The sequence below is a fragment of the Henriciella sp. genome, assembly GCF_029937755.1.
Lineage (GTDB): Bacteria > Pseudomonadota > Alphaproteobacteria > Caulobacterales > Hyphomonadaceae > Henriciella.
In genome coordinates, this window is sequence record NZ_JAPYPG010000002.1 from 353,158 (window position 1) to 372,642 (window position 19,485).

The 19,485-nt window shown below is 61.1% G+C and carries 19 protein-coding genes; 3 read left to right on the plus strand and 16 right to left on the minus strand.

Going from position 1 to position 19,485, the window contains the following annotated elements; genetic code table 11:
- The first annotated feature begins 9 nt into the window (after positions 1 to 9).
- A complete protein-coding gene (locus Q1K29_RS07110) occupies positions 10 to 708 on the plus strand; it encodes an SDR family NAD(P)-dependent oxidoreductase (RefSeq protein WP_300392593.1) in 699 nt (232 codons plus the stop codon).
- A gap of 4 nt (positions 709 to 712) precedes the next feature.
- Here Q1K29_RS07110 and der read toward each other — a convergent pair whose 3' ends face one another.
- The 4 genes from der to panB form a co-directional block, all read right to left on the minus strand.
- Positions 713 to 2,242: a ribosome biogenesis GTPase Der gene (gene der / locus Q1K29_RS07115; protein WP_300392595.1), complete on the minus strand. Its 1,530-nt coding sequence runs from the start codon at positions 2,240 to 2,242 to the stop codon at positions 713 to 715.
- Between the two features lie 54 nt (positions 2,243 to 2,296).
- Positions 2,297 to 3,643 (minus strand): PQQ-binding-like beta-propeller repeat protein, encoded by a 1,347-nt coding sequence (locus Q1K29_RS07120; RefSeq protein ID WP_300392598.1) that lies wholly within the window; start codon positions 3,641 to 3,643, stop codon positions 2,297 to 2,299.
- Entirely contained in the window at positions 3,640 to 4,365 is a 726-nt protein-coding gene (locus Q1K29_RS07125) for a hypothetical protein (protein ID WP_300392601.1), read from the minus strand. Before Q1K29_RS07125 ends, Q1K29_RS07120 begins: the two co-directional genes overlap by 4 nt.
- An 89-nt stretch (positions 4,366 to 4,454) precedes the next feature.
- Entirely contained in the window at positions 4,455 to 5,276 is an 822-nt protein-coding gene (panB, locus tag Q1K29_RS07130) for a 3-methyl-2-oxobutanoate hydroxymethyltransferase (protein ID WP_300392604.1), read from the minus strand.
- Between the two features lie 63 nt (positions 5,277 to 5,339).
- On the opposite strand from panB, the gene Q1K29_RS07135 reads away from it, so the two are divergent.
- On the plus strand, positions 5,340 to 5,744 hold the full coding sequence (locus tag Q1K29_RS07135; protein ID WP_300392607.1) for a hypothetical protein: 405 nt from the start codon (positions 5,340 to 5,342) through the stop codon (positions 5,742 to 5,744).
- Positions 5,745 to 5,748: 4 nt separating this feature from the next.
- Here the strand turns inward: Q1K29_RS07135 and Q1K29_RS07140 are convergent, their stop codons facing one another.
- A complete protein-coding gene (locus Q1K29_RS07140) occupies positions 5,749 to 6,330 on the minus strand; it encodes an NnrU family protein (protein WP_300392610.1) in 582 nt (193 codons plus the stop codon).
- A 149-nt stretch (positions 6,331 to 6,479) separates the two neighbouring features.
- On the opposite strand from Q1K29_RS07140, the gene Q1K29_RS07145 reads away from it, so the two are divergent.
- Positions 6,480 to 7,676: an FAD-dependent monooxygenase gene (locus tag Q1K29_RS07145; RefSeq protein WP_300392614.1), complete on the plus strand. Its 1,197-nt coding sequence runs from the start codon at positions 6,480 to 6,482 to the stop codon at positions 7,674 to 7,676.
- Here the strand turns inward: Q1K29_RS07145 and Q1K29_RS07150 are convergent.
- The 11 genes from Q1K29_RS07150 to Q1K29_RS07200 all read right to left on the minus strand — a co-directional run bounded on the left by Q1K29_RS07150 (position 7,657) and on the right by Q1K29_RS07200 (position 19,442).
- Complete coding sequence (locus Q1K29_RS07150) at positions 7,657 to 8,637, minus strand: NADPH:quinone oxidoreductase family protein (protein WP_366524177.1); 981 nt, start codon at positions 8,635 to 8,637, stop codon at positions 7,657 to 7,659. The genes Q1K29_RS07145 and Q1K29_RS07150 overlap by 20 nt on opposite strands.
- Before the next feature lie 115 nt (positions 8,638 to 8,752).
- Positions 8,753 to 9,283, minus strand: a complete 531-nt coding sequence (locus Q1K29_RS07155; protein ID WP_300392620.1) for a hypothetical protein — start codon at positions 9,281 to 9,283, stop codon at positions 8,753 to 8,755.
- A gap of 13 nt (positions 9,284 to 9,296) precedes the next feature.
- Positions 9,297 to 9,821 carry a hypothetical protein gene (locus Q1K29_RS07160; protein WP_300392624.1) on the minus strand — a complete coding sequence of 175 codons (525 nt, stop codon included), beginning with the start codon at positions 9,819 to 9,821 and terminating at the stop codon, positions 9,297 to 9,299.
- Positions 9,822 to 9,831: 10 nt separating this feature from the next.
- Positions 9,832 to 10,947, minus strand: coding sequence for a hypothetical protein (locus tag Q1K29_RS07165; RefSeq protein WP_300392626.1), 1,116 nt, complete (start codon positions 10,945 to 10,947; stop codon positions 9,832 to 9,834).
- Positions 10,948 to 11,010: 63 nt separating this feature from the next.
- Complete coding sequence (locus Q1K29_RS07170) at positions 11,011 to 12,543, minus strand: hypothetical protein (protein ID WP_300392629.1); 1,533 nt, start codon at positions 12,541 to 12,543, stop codon at positions 11,011 to 11,013.
- A gap of 102 nt (positions 12,544 to 12,645) precedes the next feature.
- On the minus strand, positions 12,646 to 13,977 hold the full coding sequence (locus Q1K29_RS07175) for a CsgG/HfaB family protein (protein ID WP_300392632.1): 1,332 nt from the start codon (positions 13,975 to 13,977) through the stop codon (positions 12,646 to 12,648).
- A gap of 1 nt (position 13,978) precedes the next feature.
- Complete coding sequence (locus Q1K29_RS07180; protein WP_300392635.1) at positions 13,979 to 14,569, minus strand: curli assembly protein CsgF; 591 nt, start codon at positions 14,567 to 14,569, stop codon at positions 13,979 to 13,981.
- 214 nt (positions 14,570 to 14,783) lie between these two features.
- Positions 14,784 to 15,986 (minus strand): ABC transporter substrate-binding protein, encoded by a 1,203-nt coding sequence (locus tag Q1K29_RS07185; RefSeq protein ID WP_300392637.1) that lies wholly within the window; start codon positions 15,984 to 15,986, stop codon positions 14,784 to 14,786.
- 142 nt (positions 15,987 to 16,128) lie between these two features.
- Positions 16,129 to 16,764: an SCO family protein gene (locus Q1K29_RS07190; protein WP_300392639.1), complete on the minus strand. Its 636-nt coding sequence runs from the start codon at positions 16,762 to 16,764 to the stop codon at positions 16,129 to 16,131.
- Between the two features lie 17 nt (positions 16,765 to 16,781).
- The gene (locus tag Q1K29_RS07195; RefSeq protein ID WP_300392641.1) at positions 16,782 to 17,453 is read right to left on the minus strand and encodes an SCO family protein; all 672 of its coding nucleotides are present in this window, start codon (positions 17,451 to 17,453) and stop codon (positions 16,782 to 16,784) included.
- Positions 17,454 to 17,480: 27 nt separating this feature from the next.
- Positions 17,481 to 19,442 carry a YncE family protein gene (locus Q1K29_RS07200; RefSeq protein WP_300392644.1) on the minus strand — a complete coding sequence of 654 codons (1,962 nt, stop codon included), beginning with the start codon at positions 19,440 to 19,442 and terminating at the stop codon, positions 17,481 to 17,483.
- Positions 19,443 to 19,485: the final 43 nt, after the last annotated feature.

A 19,485-nucleotide genomic window follows, 5' to 3' on the forward strand; every position in this document is an offset into this window, starting at 1 on the left:
TCCGCCCCCATGGAAAAACGCATCACACTCGTGACCGGTGCCTCACGCGGCATCGGCAAGGCCGCCGCGCTCGAACTCGCTCGCAAGGGGCATCATGTCGTGGCCACGGCCCGCTCGAAACTGGCGCTGGAAAAGCTCGATGACGAGATCAGGGCCGAAGGCGGCAGCGCCACGCTGGTTCCGATGGACCTGAAGGAAAAGACCGCCTTCGAGACCCTCGGCCAGGCGCTCGCGACCAAGTTCGGCCGGCTGGACGGACTGCTCGCAAATGCCGGCATTCTCGGAACCCTCGGACCGCTCCAGGCCATCGGGCCGCGCAGTTTCGAGGAAACCATCGAAGTCAATCTCACGGCCAACTGGCGGCTGATCCGGGCCATGGCACCGCTTCTGCAGCGCTCAGACAGCCCGCGTGCAGTGTTCATTACCTCAGGCGTAGTGCCACGCCCGCGCGCCTTCTGGGGCCCCTACCAGGCGTCCAAGGCCGGGCTTGAAGCGCTTGTCGCCGGCTGGGCGGACGAGAACGAGAATCTGAAGCTCCGCGCCAACCTGTTCGATCCTGGGGCCACCCGCACCGGCATGCGCGCTGAAGCCATGCCGAGCGAAGACCCGATGACACTTCCGACGCCGGAAGAGGTCGTGCAGAAACTTGTCCCGATGCTTGAAGAAAGCGAGACAAGAACAGGCGCGCGGATCTCTTTCCGCGACTAGGCGGCTACTTCTTCCGCCGCCCTTGCGCCTTGTCGGCATAGGGATTGGCACCCTGGCGCACGAATAGCCGAATCGGTACGCCCTGCATGTCGAAGGCTTCGCGAATACCATTGACGAGGAAGCGCTTGTACTGCTCCGGCATATGATCGCCGCGTGAAGCGATCAGCACGAAGGTCGGTGGACGCGATTTCATCTGCGCCATGTAGCGCGGCTTGATGCGCTTGCCGTGGACAGCCGGTGGCGGATGGCGCTCAATCGTATAGCGCAGCCAACGATTGAGATCGCCCGTCTTCACACGCGCACACCAGTCATCATAGACCTTGGCCACGGCCGGCATGAAGCGCTCGACGCGCTTGCCGGTGAGGCCTGACAGCGTCACGAGCGGCGCGCCTTTGGCATTCGGCAGGAGGCGTTTGGCGAGGTCGGTCAGCTCACGCATTTTCTGGGCGTGGTTCTCGACCGTATCCCACTTGGAAATGACGAAGACGAGTCCGCGGCCCTCGCGAACAGCGAGGTCGGCAATCTGCAGGTCCTGCTTCTCGAAGGCATCATCCGGATCCATGACGAGCGCGATGATGTCGGCATATTTGAGCGTGCGAACCGTCTCACCGGTCGACATACGCTCCAGCTTCTCCTGGACTCGGGATTTCCGGCGCAGGCCGGCTGTATCGACCAGCTTCACCTTGCGGCCCTCATACATCCAGTCGACTGAAATCGAGTCCCGCGTAATGCCGGCTTCGGGGCCGGTGAGGACACGCTGTTCGCCGAGTAACTGGTTGATGAGGGTGGATTTGCCGGCATTCGGGCGCCCGACAATGGCGAGCCGGATGGGCTTCTTCTTCGCTTCCTCGCGCGCGGCGAGCTGGGCTTCCGCCTCAGCGGCATCATCGATACCGGCGGCTTCGAGACGCGCCGTCAGCTCTTCGTCCGACAGGTTCGGATCGTCGACGTCAATCTCGGCCAGCTGGTCGAGCACTTCGTCATTGAAGCCTTCGCCCTCGGCCGCATCATCCTCGGCGAAAGCGGCTTCGAAAGCTTCCTCGCCAAGCGCTGTACGAATGGCGGAGTAGAGATCTCCCATCCCCTCGCCATGCGCGCCGGAAAGGCCGACCGGTTCTCCGAAGCCAAGTCCCCAGGCTTCCGCGATACCAATATCGCCCTGACGCCCCTCAGCCTTGTTGGCCGCCAGCACGACGGGAAGGTCCGCCTTGCGCAGGACCTCGGCAAAACTCTCATCGGTTGGCGTAACGCCATCACGCGCATCGATCATGAAGAGCGCAAGCTCCGCCTCGCGGATAGCCGTCTCGGTCTGATGGCGCATGCGGGATTCGAGGGAATCGTCATGGACGTCCTCAAAGCCGGCAGTATCGATCAGGACAAGCGGCAGGTCAGCCAGCCGGCCCGGTGCTTCCTTCCGGTCACGCGTCACACCCGGCTGGTCATCGACCAGCGCGAGCTGCTTCCCCGCAAGACGGTTGAACAAGGTCGACTTCCCGACATTCGGGCGGCCGACAATCGCGATCTTCAACGGCATGAGCCGCCCCTTCTGGAATAGCGCCCCGGCCCGTGCGGAGCAAAACGCGATCCCTTAGCGGATCGCGATCAGGCGCGCATCATCTGTCAACACAAAGAGTTTGTCGCCAACTGAAATCGGTTCGAGATAGACAGGGTCGCCAAGGTCCAGCGTGCCCATGCGTTCGCCGGTCGTCGGAGACAGGGCAATCAGCCCGCCCAGCGAATTGACGACGATCACCTGGTTCGAGGCGACGATCGGTCCGGAATAGGCGATCCGGCCCTTTTTCTTCTTCTCTTTCTCGTAACGGCGAAGCTCCGTCACCCAGAAGACCTCGCCGCTATTGGCCTGAATGGCGGCCACGCGGCCATCGGTTCCGGCCACGAAGATGTAGTTACCGACGAGAGCCGGCGCAGAGGTCGAGCCGACTGGCTGGACCCAGACCCGGTTGCCGGTGCGTCCGTCAATCGCGGCCATGACGCCAGACTGGTTGGCAGCAAAGACCAACCCGCCGCCGATCACCGGGCGCGAGGCAATATCATTGATCGAGGAGATCGGCGTAAACCGGCCGGGGCGCGACAGGGCTTCCGTCCAGAGACGGCGGCCATTGGCGGCCAGGTAGGCGATGATCTCGCCCGAGGAATAAGGTGTGATGACAATATCCTCGATTGCCGCAGAACTCGGCGACCCCAGAACGCGGGCCGATTCCGCGATGGCCTGGTCTGACCACAGCACCCGGCCCGAATTCACATCAAGGGCAAAAACCTCATTATTGTTGGACGAGACATAGGCGCGGCCATCCTTGACCGTCGGAGACCCGGTCATCGGCGCTTCCATGTCCGTGCGCCAGACTTCCGCTCCGTTCGACGTATCGAGCGCACTGACAAAGCCGAAGCCGCTGGCAACGATCAAACGGTCGCCGGCGACAGCCAGGCCCGAACCAATGCCGACCTCGTCACGGCTATTGCCGGATTTCATCTCACGCTGCCAAAGGCGCTTACCTGTATTGATGTCGAAGGCACGAACCGTCTGGCGGGAATCGACAACGTATATCGCCGTGCTGCTGGCAACAGGGGGAGAGGTGAGCGCGGACTTGCGCGTCGAGCCGCGGCCAGCATCAACACTCCAGGCCACCTGGAGGCTCGAGGCCGCAGCGACATGCCCGGCCGTCTTGGTGGCAGACGCTCCAGCTTGCGGCCAGCTATCGAGCGGTTGCGCTGCCGGCAGGGTAATCTCCCTGCCCTCGAGGTCAGCACTTGCTTCGATGACTTCATCCCCGAGCACCATCTCGATGCGACCGGCTTTCTCTTCAGCAGACAGGCGTTCCTTCTCGGCCTTGCTCTGGCCGAGGATGGAACAGCCTCCCAGCGTGAGCAGGAGGACGCCCCCAAGGGCGAAACGTGCGCGTGTCGACATCGTCATTCCGGTTGTTCTCCATCGGTTGCTGGCGCACCGCTTTCAATGTCAGCAGGCTCCGCCGCCTCCGTCCCGCTTGTGTCAGCCTCCTCGGCTGCCGGCAGCGTATTAAGCGCATAGCGCGCACGTTGCTGGACGCCCTGGGGCACGTTGGCGAGGAATCTCAGATCATTGAAGGCCGTACGGGCATACTCATAGTCCTCCTCGGCCACGGCTTTTGCCGCGACGAGTTCCATAGCGAGGGCGCCGAACTGGCTTTCTTCATCCATGAGGGGGCCGAGATATTCTTCGGTTTCGGCCCGCGTCATGGCGTTCGATTTCAGGTAAGCCGCCTTGATGAGCGACAGCTTTCCGATCGGTGTTTCAGTATTGGCCGCCTGCTCCAGCGCGGCAATCGCGCCAGCGAGATCGGCACTGCCCTGCAGGCGTGCTTCGGCAAGGTAATTCGACGCCAGCGGCGCGATGCGGGCTTCGCTGTTGGCCAGCTCGGAGAAGTTTTCCGCAGCGGCCTGGTAGTTCTGTTCCTCGAGACTGGTGCGCGCCGCTTCGAACTGGCTCGCGCTCTCCTCGACGGTCTGCGCCGTGCGATGTTGAAGGTACTCATTCAGCGCGACGCCGCCGATCAGAAGGGCCGCAGCGATGTAGGCGAAAACGCCGTACTTCTTCCACAACCGCGCGGCGCGGTCCTGGCGGAGGCCTTCCTCGACTTCCTCAAAGATATCAGCCACTTGGCGTACTCCGGTCTCTGGCTGCCGTGCAATTCTCGCGCACCCTAACCCCGGGGCCTGCCCCCGGCAACGCGCGAAAGCGGTTCAGCCTATTGTTTCGTCAGCTTGTAGGTTTCGGCCTTGTCAGGGAAGCGGCGGGCGCGAACATCGGCGGCGTAGGTCTCGACCGCTTTTGTGATTTCCGTGCGCAGGTCGTGATACTTCCGGACGAATTTCGGCGTCCAGTCGAAGATGCCAAGCATGTCCGGCGTGACGAGGACCTGTCCATCGCAGGTAGCCGATGCACCGATACCGATGGTCGGGCAGGCAACGGACTGTGTGATCTCCTCAGCGAGATCTTCCGCCACCCCTTCGATCACGATGGCGAACGCGCCGGCTTGCTCCGCCGCCCGCGCTTCCTCGATCACGCGCTTGCGCTCAGTATCGTTGCGCCCCTGCGCCTTGAAACCGCCTGTGACATTGATCGCCTGCGGGCGCAGTCCGACATGTCCCATTACCGGCACGCCCCGCTCGACGAGGTGCGCGATCTGGTGGGCGGCATAGGCGCCGCTTTCAAGCTTCACCGCCTGACAGCCTGTTTCCTTCATGATGCGCGCGGCATTCTCGAAGGCCGTGTCGGCATTGGTCTCGTAAGACCCGAACGGCATATCAACGACGACGAATGCCTGTTTCGAGCCGCGCATCACGGCCTGGCCATGCAGGATCATCATCTCCATGGTGACCCCGACCGGCGTCTCCAGGCCATGGACCACCATGCCCACGGAATCACCGACAAGCAGGACGTCGCAATGCGGATCCAGTAGCTCGGCCGTCGGCGCATCATAGGCCGTCAGGACAACCAGGGGCTGCTGGCCCTTGGCCGAAGCGATATCTCGAACCGTCTTGCGGCGAATCTGCGTTTGTTTCGACATGCGAGCTGCCTTAGCGCGCCACCTTCGCAATCTCAAGAAACCATGTTTCTAATGCGCGCCGTGATGTCTTCCTCCTCCCGCCTTCTGCTTAATGCAGCCCTGTACGGTCTCGGTGCGTTTGCGATCGGTTTCACTTTCGGTGTGCTGAGGGAACTGGTGTTTATTCCCCGGTTTGGTGAGCGTACCGGCCACCTGTTGGAATTTCCGCTGGTAACCGGCTGCATCGTTGTATTCGGATGGTGGCTGGCGCGCCTGAAAGGAAGCCGGCCTTCCGCCGCTCTCCTGTTCGGTGTTGGCGGCGTCGGCGTGCTGCTGGCTATCGAAAGCGCTTTCGCCCTCGGCTTCCTTGGCATGAGCCTCGAAGACTATCTGGCAACCTTCAACCTGGCTCAGGGCGCCCTCTTTCCATACGCCCTCGCCCTGATGGCGATCGCACCCTTCCTGTCGGCATGGAGCGCGCGTCGCTGAACCGTCAGACTGGCAGGGCCGGCACTCCGAACAGGATCGGGTGCAGCCAGAACAGCATGGCCGCCCAGAAGCCGCCGCCAATCACGACAGCCAGAATGTCCCCCATGATGTTCGGCTGGACATCCGCTGGCGGACCATTATCGCCGCGCTTCTTCAGGACGATCCGGTCAATCACGGCATAAGCGAGGAAAGAACCGAACAGGATGATCGAGTTGAGTTCGCCATTTGCCAGCAGGTGACCGGCGGCCCAGACCTTCACACCGACAAGCATCGGATGCTTCATCGTTTTCTTGATATATCCGGTCGGGACGTAGGCCGAAAACAGGATGACGAATGCGATCAGCTGGAGCAGCACATTGAGGTGCTTCAGTCCGACCGGCGGTGACCAGACCACCATGGCCGGCCGCATCGCCCCATAGCCGATCACAATCAGCACAAGCCCGGCGATCGCCGCGAGGCTGAAGAGGCCCATATATGGCCCCTCTCCCATTCTGCGCCGGATATCCCGCTCAGGCGCGTGAGACCGGAACGTCGCAAACAGATGGCTTCCGAAGAAGATCAGCAGGCCAGCCAGCAGATAAATCATGATTTGCCCTCCCAAGCTGTCCGCAGCATGTCGCGGAAAGGGTTCATCGGCAAGGTGCTATCCTTGGACTTCGCGACAATCCGTCTACGCCCTGTTAGGGGCTTTGCCTGCAATAAGAGGGGTATGGAAACGCAAACAAGACGCCGGTGATGAGACAGCGGAAAGCCCTGATAGCAGGCGGAGGCATCGGTGGCCTGACGGCGGCACTCTGCCTGCTTCGCAATGGCTGGAGCGTTCATGTCCTCGAAGCGGCCCCTGCCCTGCAAGAGGTTGGCGCAGGCCTGCAGCTCAGCCCCAATGCAATGAAGGTGATCGATGCGCTGGGACTGTCGGAAGCGATCCGTACGGTCGCCTTTGAGCCGGAGGCATTGGAACTCCGCCTTGGCCAGTCTGGCCGGCGTGTCTTCAGCATTCCGGCTGGCGAAGCCGCCCGTAAGCGCTGGGGCGCCCCTTACCTGCATATCCACCGCGCCGACCTTCTTGGCGTGCTGGAGCAGGCGGTCCGTTCAGACCCGAACGCCGTCATCAGCCTGGGGGCGGAGGTGTCATCCTACGAACTGAAAGACCAGGGGGCGGAACTTCGCCTGGCTTCCGGAGAGCCCCTGGCTGCAGACCTGATCATCGGCGCCGACGGCATACGCTCCATGCTGCGCACGCAGATGCTGGGGCCAGACAGGCCGCGCTTCACCGGCAATCTCGCCTGGCGCATGGTCGTGGAGATGGACAAGCTTTCGACTCCACCGCCACCGACCGCCTGCGTCTGGGCCGGACGGGGCCGGCATGCGGTGACCTACCGGCTGCGCGGCGGCAAACTTGCTAATCTTGTCGGCGTGGTCGAGCGCACCGACTGGCAGGGTGAAGGCTGGAGCGAAGAAGGCGCGCGCGAAAACGCGCTGGCAGACTTTGAAGGATGGGTGCCTCAAGTCACGGAAATCATCGACAAGGCCGACACCCATTTCCGCTGGGCCCTGTTCGGCCGTAATCCGTTGCCCCGGTGGCATGAAGGCGCTGTCGCGCTCCTTGGCGACGCCTGCCATCCGATGCTGCCCTTTATGGCGCAGGGCGCCGCGATGGCGATCGAGGATGGGTGGGTTCTCGCCCGCGAAGTCGGCCAGGCAGCCACAGTGGAGGCTGGTCTGGCACGCTATGCCGCCCTTCGTTGGTCACGCGCAACTCGCGTGCAGAATGCCTCACGCGCAAACATGACGACCTTCCACCGGCGCAATCCGCTGATGCGGCTGGCGACCTATGGGCCAATGTGGATTGCTGGCCAGACCCTGCCCGGCTTCGTGCGTTCACGGCAGGACTGGATCTACGGCCACGACGTCACTGCGACGGATCGATAATCACCCGTCCGACCACGCGACGTTCTTCCATTTCTGCAAACGCTTCGCGCCAGTCATCCAGGCTATAGATACCATGAACGTGCGGGCGGACAGCACGCCGGGCGACGAGGTCCCATACCGCCTCTATGTTCTCGCGGCCTTTCTGCGGAAAGCGGCGGCCATATTCGCCTGCCCGTACGCCGACCACAGAGAAACCTTTGATCAGCGGCATGTTAACCCCGATTTCGGGGATGCGTCCGGACGCAAAACCGATCACAAGCAGGCGGCCATCAAAGGCGATGCACCGCACACTCTCATCGAAGACATCCCCACCGACAGGATCGTAAATGACGTCGGCGCCGCCGCCTGTGATTTCTTTCACCTTCTCCCGAAAGCCCTCCGTGACATTGATCAGTGCCTCGGGCTGATAAGCCTCTCGGATACGCTCCAGCTTTTCATCCGTGGAGGCCGTCGCGATGACTTTGGCGCCCAGATGCTTGCCGAGATCGACTGCGGCCAGCCCCACACCGCCGGCCGCGCCATGCACGAGCAACCACTCGCCCGGTTGCAGGTTGGCCCGGCGGACCAGCGAAACATAGGCCGTCAAATAGGCCGACCCGACCGCCGCGGCTTCGGCAAAACCGAGATGGTCCGGGATCTTGCGCGCCCGGCTTGCGGGGTAGACGCCATATTCGGCGAACGCTCCGCCAAGGCCGCCTGTCACCACACGGTCTCCGACCGCAAACTCCGTCACACCGGGTCCGACCGCAGCCACTTCGCCGGCCACATCGCCCCCGGGCGTAAACGGAAGCTCAGGCTTGTGCTGGTAGCCGCCGCGCGTCATCAGAAGGTCGGGAAAACCGAGACTGCCAGCGCGTATCCGCAGCAGTATTTCGCCTTCGGACGGCTCGGGCACCGGGACATCGCGAACGGCACAGCCTTCGAAATTTTCGCCCAGCGCCTCCACGCGCAGGGCGCGCATTGTTCCGGTCTGGCCCACTATGGTCTCCTGCTACTCCCGTCACCTTGGTTCCCGGTCTAGGGGAGAGCTGGCGAGACTGTCCATGCTGACATAGGGTCAGGCAGGGGCAGTCAGGTTATTGTGGCGGACCGCCATTCATCATGGCTTCGAGCATCTGGGCGCGCGCCTCAGCCCTGGCTCGCTCAGCCTCAAGGCGTTCCACTTCCGCCTTCTGCTGGCGTTCAGCTTCCGGTCCAAAAATTACATTGAAAAGATCGCGTTCACTCGGATCGTCAGCATTCTTCTCATTGAGCCAGGCGATGACGGCGCAATTGTCCTCGAATACCTGGCCCTCAGCCTTGAGGTAATCCATGATGGCTTCCTGGCTCGGCGATAGCGCGCACTGGCCATCGAACTCTGCAGGAAGAATCTCGCTGACGTGGCTCTCATCAATATCGTCGCGGTCTGCAGCATCTTCTGGATCGATCTGATCGACCAGACCGCCAGAGTCGACCGTCCGCACACCGATCTGGTTCAGGTTTGCGTTGCTGCGCTTACCGGTCTCATCATCATTGACACCAAGCTGACCGATAGAAGCGCTGCTGTCCGCCATCGCCGGGATAAATCCCGCAGCGGCAAAGACTGAAGCAATCAAGAGCAGGCGCATTCTGTCTGCTTTCCTAGTAACCACCGGACTGCGTGACCTTGATGGTGGAATTCCCATACTGTGTCACGGCAAAACCGAGATTGTCGCCGTTCTGTACGTGCTCGAAGCGGTTATTGTCACCAAACTGGGCGGCCGCCGAAACATTGTGGTTACCGGTCTGGAGCAACTCATACTCATTGTCGCTGCCATACTGGGCGAGGACCGACGCGTTGGACTCACCCGACTGGACGATTTCAGCACGGTTGTCCGTGTGAAGCGATGTCTGGGCAGCAATGACGAGATTGCCGGCACCCGACTGATCGATCTCGATGCGGTTGCCCGTTGTACCTTTCTGGACGACGACAACATTGTTGCCGGATCCCAGCTCGATTTCGCTAGCATCGACATCGCTGTTGCCGCCAAACATGGCCTCCAGTGGGTCACTGTTGAGTGACTCATATTCGGACGAGCCGTCTGCGAGAGCGACAGCCCCCGAGACAGCCCAGGCCGAAATGGCAACCGCAGCGAAGCGGATAACACCCTGGATCGCTGCGGTCATAGGCATCCCCTTACTGAGCGACGTTGGCGGTGAGGCCAGCGCCAGCCTGAGCCAAGGTGGACGTCGCACCGGCACTTGCCTGATGGACATAGGCGACATGGCTGGCACCATCCTGCACGATGCTGGAGGTCGCCATGTTCGAGTCGACTGTCTGGATGTTCGTGGCCAGATTGTCGCCGCCAGCGCCAAGATCATCCTTCTGGGTGATTTCGGAGTAGCCCCCAAAACCTTCCTGCTGGATAAGGACCTCGCTGGAGAAGTCGCTGGCTTCCTGTGTGACCATCGCCATATTGTCACCACCGAACAGGTTTGACAGGTTCTGCTCGATGTTGACGTCACCGGCGGTGCCGTACTGATACACGTCAGCGGTATTGAAGAAGCCGTCCGTATCGATCTTCACCCGGCCATCAATCCCGTTTTCCGTGACATAGGCAGCGTTGAAGCCGCCGAACTGGTCGATGCGAATCCACGGATTGGTACCGTCGGATTTGACATCGGCAATGTTGCCAATGGACGGGAAAGCCGCCGGCGAGTTGATCGGAACGAACTCGCCCTGAAAGATGCGGACTGCGCCATAATCGGCACGCTGGTCGACAGCCGCCCAGTGATCATCGCCGCCCTGGTCGATCTTGACAAACGCCTCTGTCGAGTTGCGGCGCTGGAGGGCGCGGGCGAAGTTGCCCGTGCCACGTTGACGAACGCGCGCATCTGCCAAGTCCGTGAATTGACGGATCGTAACGCGGTTACGGTTACCAGAAGCGGCCCCTTCAAAGGCCTGACGGACAACGGCATTGTTGCCATCGCCACCATTGCTACCGGCGTTGCCACCCTGGGTAAGCTTCAGGGTATTGCCATAACCGTTGTTCGCAATCGTCAGACTGGTCTGCTTTACATCAGCGATGTTGGCAACGCCATTCTGGGTGACCTCTGCCAGCGCCTGTCCATTCAGCAGGTTGCCCCAGGTCTGATCGACAATCGCGCTGTTGGCGGTGCCGATCTGTTCGATCATTGCGGTATTCTCGTAAGCTGCCGAAGGTTCATAGTCCGGCAGGGGTTCCGAGCCTTGTGCCATGGCGGGCGCTGCAAGCGCAGCTACAGACACGGCTGAGACAAGGAGTGCTCTCATAATTCAGATCCTTTCGAGGTTACCCGGTTCCCGCCTCAGGCAGGAACCGGTTGTCTCCTTGCTTTACTGGGTGACCGTGGCGGTGTTGCTGGAGCCGTCCTGCGTGACGTAGGACACGGCGCCAAGCGACCCCTGAACGATGCTGACGGTGTTATAAGACCCACCCCCCTGATGAACGGTTGCCTTGGCGTCACCGCTCACTTGCAGGATGGATATCTCGTTCTCCCAGCCGGACTGATCGACCCAGGCATCGTTTTCGGTGCCGAGCTGATCGATATCGGTGGAATTGAGCTCACCGTCCTGATCGGCATAGGCCTTGTTGCCTGTGCCGGACTGATCAAGCAGCAGTTCGTTGAGATTGCCATACTGCAGAAGCGTAGCGTTGTTCAGGTTGCCGGTGTTCTGCTTCAGGTCCATCACGTTATCCGCACCGTACTGGCGCAGATACGCTTCATTCATATCACTCGTTTGCGAGACCAGCATGGTTTGCGCATCCCCTTCCTGAACAATGTTCATGAAGTTCGTGTCGCCATCCTGGTTCAGGTCGACCAGACTGCCATCATACGCGGTCTGGTAAGCCCAGATCGTGTTGTGAGCACCAGTCTGGTTGGACACAAAGTCCGATTCCGCACCATCTTGGTGAACGTCCAGCTTGTTATGGAAACCATCCTGAAGGGCCGCCAGTGTGACGTCCGTGCCGTCCTGGTCGCCCGTCATCCGGTTATCGTCGCCATACTGCTCAAGCGTGACCGACCAGCGGCTCGCTTCCTGCAGGAACGCTTCCGACTCGGTGCCGACTTCGTTGCCGGAGCCGACCTGGATGACGTTCAGCGTGGATGCCGTGGCACCGGTCTGCTCCAGGTTCGCGAAGTTGCCTTCAGTGCCGGCCACCTGCGTGACCAGGATCAGGCTGCCCGTGGAATCCTGGAGGATCGTGGCAACGTTCGAGTCACCCGACTGATCAGCAAGTATCGAGTCGTTGGCACCATACTGCTGGATGGTCATCGAGTTCGACGAGTCGTCCTGGTAGACGGTCGCCGACGTGCCGTCGCCCTGTTGCGTGATGTAGGTTTCGTTGCCGGCTTCCGTGCCAGAGCCGTTGCCCTGAAAGACCTTGGCCGTACCGTCATAGCCATCTTGCTCGATGTCGGCGACGTTATCCATGCCCTTCTGGTCGACAACGGCCAGAGCCCAGCCAGTGTCATTCTGAACAACGTCGGATGAGTTGCCCGTGCCAAGCTGCGTGACATTGGCGGTATCGTCTGAGTTGGTCTGTTCGATCGACGACACGTTGGCGTCGTCGCTCGCTGTACCGAGGCTCATCTGGTTCACGACAGCATTGTTGTAAGTGCCGCCCTGAGTGATGAAGCTGTCATTGAGCGTTGCGCCCACGGCAGCCAGAGCATCGCTCTGCGTGACTTCGGCATAATTGTCCGAGCCCGTCTGATCGATATCGGATTCGCCACCCAGACCACCGGTCTGGTCGACGTCCGCAATGTGGCCAGTACCAGTTTGGTCAATATCTGACTCACTGGCGAATGCTGGCGCACTCAATACCAGGGCAAGAGATGCCCCGATGAGAAGGTGTTTGCGCATAGTTTACTCCTTTGACTTCGCTCAGCCCGTCGTTGACGAGCCCCCTTCACCAACCGCCCAATCGATATGTTCGATGTCCCCTGGGCGGGCCTGAACGACGCATTATGCGCCCTCCAAATTCGACTCCGTTTCAGCTTTGCGCATCGCGGCATCCGCCACGCGGCGCATTTCCAAAGCGGTTATCGAAAATTCGTCGCCATGCAGCGCCGGGAGGCTGCCAATCGCGGCGTTGTAATTATAAAAATCAGCGGCCGTCTGCCTGGTCCCGCCGTCCCCTTGCGCGACAGGCTGGACGGCCGCTGGTACCGCGGAGATGGTCTGCGCGGTGTTCCGGGCCGGCACACGATGGGGGTCCATCGCAGGCCGGTTTGAGTGTTCTTCTGGCGAGTATGAAGCCACTGCCAGAGGCTCGGACTTCGTCGAAGCCGGAGAGACCTGCATCGAGATCTTCTCCTTCGCGACCGGCTGTTTCTGACGCTGCTCGGGAGCCTGCTCAGATGCAGGCGCACTGAGAGCAGCCTCCTGGACGGGCTTTTCCTTCACCGCATAGGCCGACTCCATCGTGTCGAAGACGCCATCACGCTCGGCGCGGTAGCGCTCGATGATCTCGGCGCCAGCGACCTGGTCGTGGAAGCCCCAGATGCCGAGGTCGGCCCCTTCGAGGATCAGCAGCTCAACCGCCTTCTCCGTTGCCTGGCGCAGGGCCAGCAGGTCGGGTTCATTGGTCGTGATGCCGGTGTCGACTTCCAGAAGTTCCTTGAAGCTCACGAAGCGGAAGACATTCGAGGCAACGCCGATCGAGGCAATCTTCTTGGATGCGACAACCGTGGTGATCACTTCACCGGTCTTCACGCTGACGGCGCGAAGATAGACGGTGACCTTGTCTTCCCGATAATCGGTCTTCGCGCCGATACCCAGGAAGCGCGCCCCTGCACCACCGGTGATCGTGTTGGAATCATAGCCGATGATGCCGCCTTCGAGGATGATACCTGCAAACAGAAGCGGCGGAAGCGCGGCCTCGTTGACGTCTTCCTCGCCAAGATACTGACGGCGCATCTCACGGATAATCTGGCGTTCCTTCAGGAGGTTGTCGAGATTTTCGCGTTCGATGACAGTGAACCAGGAGCGGTTACCGGCATCCTGAAGCGCTTTCAGCAGGACCGAGGTCGACCCTTGCGTCACGGCCTTCGACAGGGTCTGGACCCCGGAGGACGGTTTGAACTGACCGGTCTGGTCTTCGAAATTGTAGACAGCGACGGCAGCCCGTTCGCGTGGCGGCGGAAGCGCCCGCAGCGAGGACTGGGTGTCGGTGACCGTCTCGGAGACGGCTGGTTCGGTTGCGAAATTCTGCATCGTGCCTGCGGTTGTGGAACAACCGGCGAGCATCATGACGGCAGCCGCAACGGCGGAGCCAAGTTTGAAAACGGGTGCCATCTTAGTAAATCCCCCCGCTTGGCGTGAGGCTTCCTTCACCCATGCCCTCATAAAGGGACGACCCTGTCAGGTCGCCGGACGTATTCGGCACGACAGGCATGGAGCCCTGTTCCGAATTACCAGTGAGGGTCGGAGCAAGAATGGAACCGGCCGGATCGCTTCCGTCGGTAACATTCAGAAGCGGGATTTCGATTTCCGTGACCGTACCCGTCGACAGGTCGGTGATGGTGAGGTGAACAGATCCGACCCCGCGAACGAACTCGATGATCTGGTCACCGAAGGTGATGGTGCCTTCGTCCTGCGGGTTCTCCCCGAAAATGGCTTCGTTCACCTCGCCGGCGAGCGACGAAAGCAGACGGCTTTGCAGCTGGCGGATGAACTGATCGGCCTGACTGTCCCGGGAACTCCTCCCATCCGGATCGTCATAATCGTTCTGCGCATTCGCGATGCCAATAAGATGAGATGAATTGAAACTGTCACCGCCGAAAGATGGATTAACCGGCGTGTACACCAACTCCTGGGCGAATGCTTGTGCGCCGGCCGCAAGACCAGCGGCAGCAAACAGCGCAAAGGCTGCGGAGCGTCCCCTCATATGTGTCCCCATTACAAGTAACATGCTTGCCCGGACCATCCAGGCGTGCCGTGTCCCCACACCGCTGCATGTTTGATGCCAAGATTACAGGCAATTAAGAATTCGTCAATTATAAATCTTGGTTAATCTTCACTTTTTTTCGAACTGCAACACACTGTATTAAAATGATATTTTCTTGAATACGCAGTGCAACAATCCTTTGAGGCGAGAAGCTTCAGTGCGCCTCGCCTGTTGGATCTATCCAGACCCCTGCCGAAGACAGCTGCCCGGCCTCTGGATCATAGGAAACAATGAATGCACCATTGGAGCCAACATGATCATTCGCCGAGTAGTTGAGAGGCGGCGTCATGGCGCCAACAAAACCCTGGATTGATTCAAGCCGTTCCGTAAAACGTTTGCGCGTGACCCCGCGTCCGGCCCGCATCAGGGCCTCGATGGCCACCACCGCAGATGAATAGATATTGGCTTCGGCGATCGGTGCCATGCCAGGCACCCGCGATCTTGAGCGCACGCGCGCGAAGCCTCGCTGGGCACCCTCGGAAATCCGATCGACAGCGATCGGCAAGGCAACCGACACGGAGGCCGGCCACTCCTTACGAACCTCCGGCGATATCTGGCTGAACACCCGGAATGGCACAAGCAGCCTGGCCGCCGTGCCACCCGCTTCGGCGCAGCTCGCATCCCGCAGAAGGGTAACGCCCTCCGCCGGCGTTGACGATTCATTGCACGCCTCAAGCTCGGCAATGCTGGTCGCGCCGAACTGCGTCACGGCGAAGGCCCGCAAGGCGGCAATCTGCTCGGTATCGCCTGCCGTCAGCATGAATCCCAGTGCCCCTGGCGCCGCGACGAACGAATCCGAAATGGTCGGTACGTCCGGCACCGGCCTCTGCGCTCCGAGCACGGCGAAAACCTCATCCGGGACCGGCTCTCCGCCAGCCTCGTCATACGGAATGAAGACGAGTGAACGCCCATGGATGCCACCCGCCGCATTCAGGTCGGCCCTCAGCGCATCGAGTACGCCCCGCATTGACTGGCCGGTCCGCCAGGCCGGCCCCGACAGGGGCAAGGCAACGCCGATGCGAACCTCGCCTTCATTCAAGCCGGGTTCCGCTTCGTCCTTCAGCTTGTCGAGAAACGCCCAGAGATCTGACACGTCGGCGGGAGACAGGTTGAAGCGCGGCATCGCATCGGCGAGTGCAGTCCCGCCGGAATCCACCCCCCGAGTGATCGCGCGCTCGAACAGGGCGCGGTCATAAGGCGGACGAACACGTCCGGCCGCGGCACTCACGGTGTAGGGCCGGGTCAGCGCGTCCCGGGAAAGATCACTCGGCGCGACACCGCGTTCAGCCTGTCCCTGCCCGCGTTCGCCATGGCAGCTTGAACAGGGAAAAGACGACGCGGGAAGTTCGGTGTCCATGCCTCCGATCATTGCGGTTGCCGCCTGCAGTGCAGCCCCATCTTCACCGAAGTAGATTGCCCGCCCCCGCTCTTCAGCCGGACTGAGTTGCGCCCCCGCACTGGCGCATATGCCGAAACCAGCGAGAAAAAGAGCCGGAAGCCTAGCCGATATTGTCATCGGCGATATCAATAATCTGGCCCGCAATGACATTATCCGGAAGATAGGCTGGCAGTTTGCGCCAGCGCGCCGTACCGGTGTTACCGATCAGCAGTGCGGTCAGGTGGGCTTCCTTCTCGAAAACCTGGCCAAGCTTGCTGCTGACCGTCTCGACAGCAGCCGTATCGCCGGTCAGGAAGAGCCAGCCCTCGCCCGCATCGAAATCCTGACGGTACACGTTCAGCTTTTCAGGCGTGTCGGTTTCCGGATCGACCGAAATCGACACAAAGGCGATGTCCTCGCCCATACGCTCGCCAAGCCGGGCCTGAACCTTCTGGAGGTTCTGGTTGATCAACGGGCAGGCATCGGTGCAGCTCGTGAAAATGAAGCTGACGACCACCGTCTTGCCTTGCAGCACATCCGAATAGAAGCGCACATCCTTGCCATTGTGATCTTTCAGAACCGTGTCGGTGAAATAGGCACGGGCCTTTTCATGGTCGCCCACCTCGCCAACATGCTTCGTCTCAGACGTTTCTATCTTCGCGGCGTGACCGGAATGATCCTCATCGGAATGCGCGGAGGCGGCGAGCGGGCTCAGGGCGAGACCGGCGGCGGAAATCAGGAGTGCCAAGTGTTTCATGTCTCTAAGCTCAGTCCCTAGTGATGATGAGAGTGGCCGCCATCGGCCTTGCTGCGCATCTCGAGAAGATGGCGCACACGCGTTTCGATCATCGCCGGGTCCGGCAGGCCGAAGACGCGGACATAATTGCCGGTGGACGCATCGCCGATGATGATCATCGGGGCATGGTCTTCCGGATTGGTCGAATAGGCGTCCATAGCGACCAGCGCGTCGTCCATGATGCGCTTCTGGCCGGTCAAAAAGGTCCAGTCCGCCTTGGCTCTTGCAGCGAATTCCGTGAGACGGGCCGGTGTATCGGTATTCGGATCGATGCTCACCGAAACCAGCGCCAGGTCATCCGCGCTGACATCGGACAGACGCTTGTCGGCTTGCGCCATCAGCGCCGTCGTGACCGGGCAGATGGTCGTGCAGCTTGTGAAAATGAAGTCGATCACTACGATCCGGTCACCGACAATCTCGCTTGCCATGCGGCGTTCGGCGCCGGTCTGGTCGAACATCGCCGTGTCGGGAAGCGTCACGTCAGCAGAGGTGACTTCCTTGCCGCCATCATCCTGCATGGCCGCATTATGGGCGGCATGCGGATCATGATCTTCATGCATCCCGTCACCATTCGGACCGGCTATCGCCACTCCCGCCATGGCACCGGCTGCAAGCAGCACCGCACCCAGTTTCGAAAGATATGCCGGCATAGGTCCCCTCCTCTTGCCGCTACGTCCTTACCGGGCTCCCCCGGCGGCCGGACCGGCGCCGTCGCGCGCGATCACGGTAATGAATGGAAGCTTCGAGAAGCCGAGGCCCTTCGAGCGGACGGCCGGATAGACATAGTAGACCCCTGCCTTGCCCGGCGTGAGCCTGACCTGATAGCGCCCATTGCCGAGATGCTCGGCCGCCTGTGTGAGCCGCGCATCGCCCGGCGCCCGATAGGTTACTGCAGTCACATCATCACCCGTATACGGCGCGCCTTCCTTGGCCGTGTCACTCAGCGTGAACTGGACGCTGACATCCTGGCCGGTCTCCACAAGCTTGCCGCTGCGGGTATCATAGGCGATCCGGAGCGGCAGCTCATCGGCAACAAGCTGCGGGTTCTGTTCGGAGGTAAAGCCGAAGCATTCGATGATCTGCGGGGAATCCATGGTCATGATGACCCCGAATTCACCCGGAGCCGGCATCTTCACCAGCGAGACATATTCGCCAGGCGCGACCTCCTTGATGGTCCGGTCGGCCACAAGCGCAGCCAGCGGCCGGTGGCCATAATTCCGGAAGTTGCCCATCGGGGCGTTCATGCCTTCCATATAGTAGTAGACCGTTGCGTCGCCGGGGCTGACCGTCAGGGTCGCCGCCTCGGTCACAGCCGGGGCAAACATGTCGGCGGGCAGCAGGCTCGGCGACTCTGCCGGGGCGCGTTCACCCGCCGCGTAACCGAGAACCGCCGGTGCTTCCGGTCCGCCAATCTGGGTGAGCTTGATCATTGAGACACGCGGCGTATCGAGCGCCCGGATGAAAGCGAAGTTGCGCGAGAAGACGACCTGGAAGGGTTTGCCCTCGATCGCCACGCGGTGGACCAGCCCGTTGGTGGCCGTGTCGAAAATGAAGACCGCATCCTTGGCGGCATTGGTAACGAAGCCATAGCGTCCGTCAGGCGTGATCTTCATCGGGCCCAGACCGGCTTCAAGCGTGATCGTCCCGCGGGGCTGGCGTGTTTCCGGATCGATGGCGGTTACGGTCCCGTTCACGCCATCGGCGACATAGACCGCCTCTGCCAGCGGTGAGTAGGCAACCGCGATCGGTGCGCCATCAAGCGAGATATCCTCGATCTTCTTGAGCTCGCGCACATCGATCACACTGACCGTGCGGCTCTTGCGGTTGGTGACATAGGCAAACCGATTGTCCGCCGTCACGGTGATCTCATGATGGCCATCCCCTGTCTCGATATCGGCCACGCGCTTCAGCGTGGTCGTATCAATGACAGAAACACCCGGCTTGTCGCCCGTGCGGCCGACCCAGACATAGCGTCCGTCCGGCTGCGTAGTGATCCGGTCAGGGTGGTCACCGACCTTGATGGTGGTTTCGAGGCGGAAGGTATCGAGATCGACAACGGCCACGGAGTTGGTGTCCGGCATGGCCACGAAGACGCGCTTCTGATCTGCCGATGGTGTCCAGTCAGCGCCGCGTGCCGGCAGGATGATCTGAGTCAGCAGCTTGGTGATGCCCTTCACACCGATGATCGGGTCGATCACCGCAATCGTCGGGTCATCGTTCAGAACGACGACGTAATAGCTGTTCAGATCTACCATGGGGCGCACGCCGATATAGCCGCTGAGGTAGAGCCCGGCCTTCTGGCGGCACTGGGCTGCGGTCAATTCATCCCGGCCATTGATTGGATCAACCCATGCGGCCGGGTATAGCCCCGACACAGGTTCACCCGTCTCCGCGTCAGTAATGGTGAAAGAGACACGAGCCATCTCGCCCTCGATCACGCGGCCTTCGTCATTTGCGACTGAAGCAATCGCGAAATCGACCTTCAGGCCTTCTCGCTCGAAGCTGCCGGTGTTGACCGGCGCGGCTGCCGCTCTTGCTGACTTGCCGTTGCCCGAAAAGACAATGCTGACAAGGCCGAGAGCAATTGCGCCAAGACAGGCAGCGCCGATGACGATGGATGGACGGCTGAGACGGATCATTCTGTTCCCCTGCAAAATGATGGTCCGGCACGAAGAGCAAGCT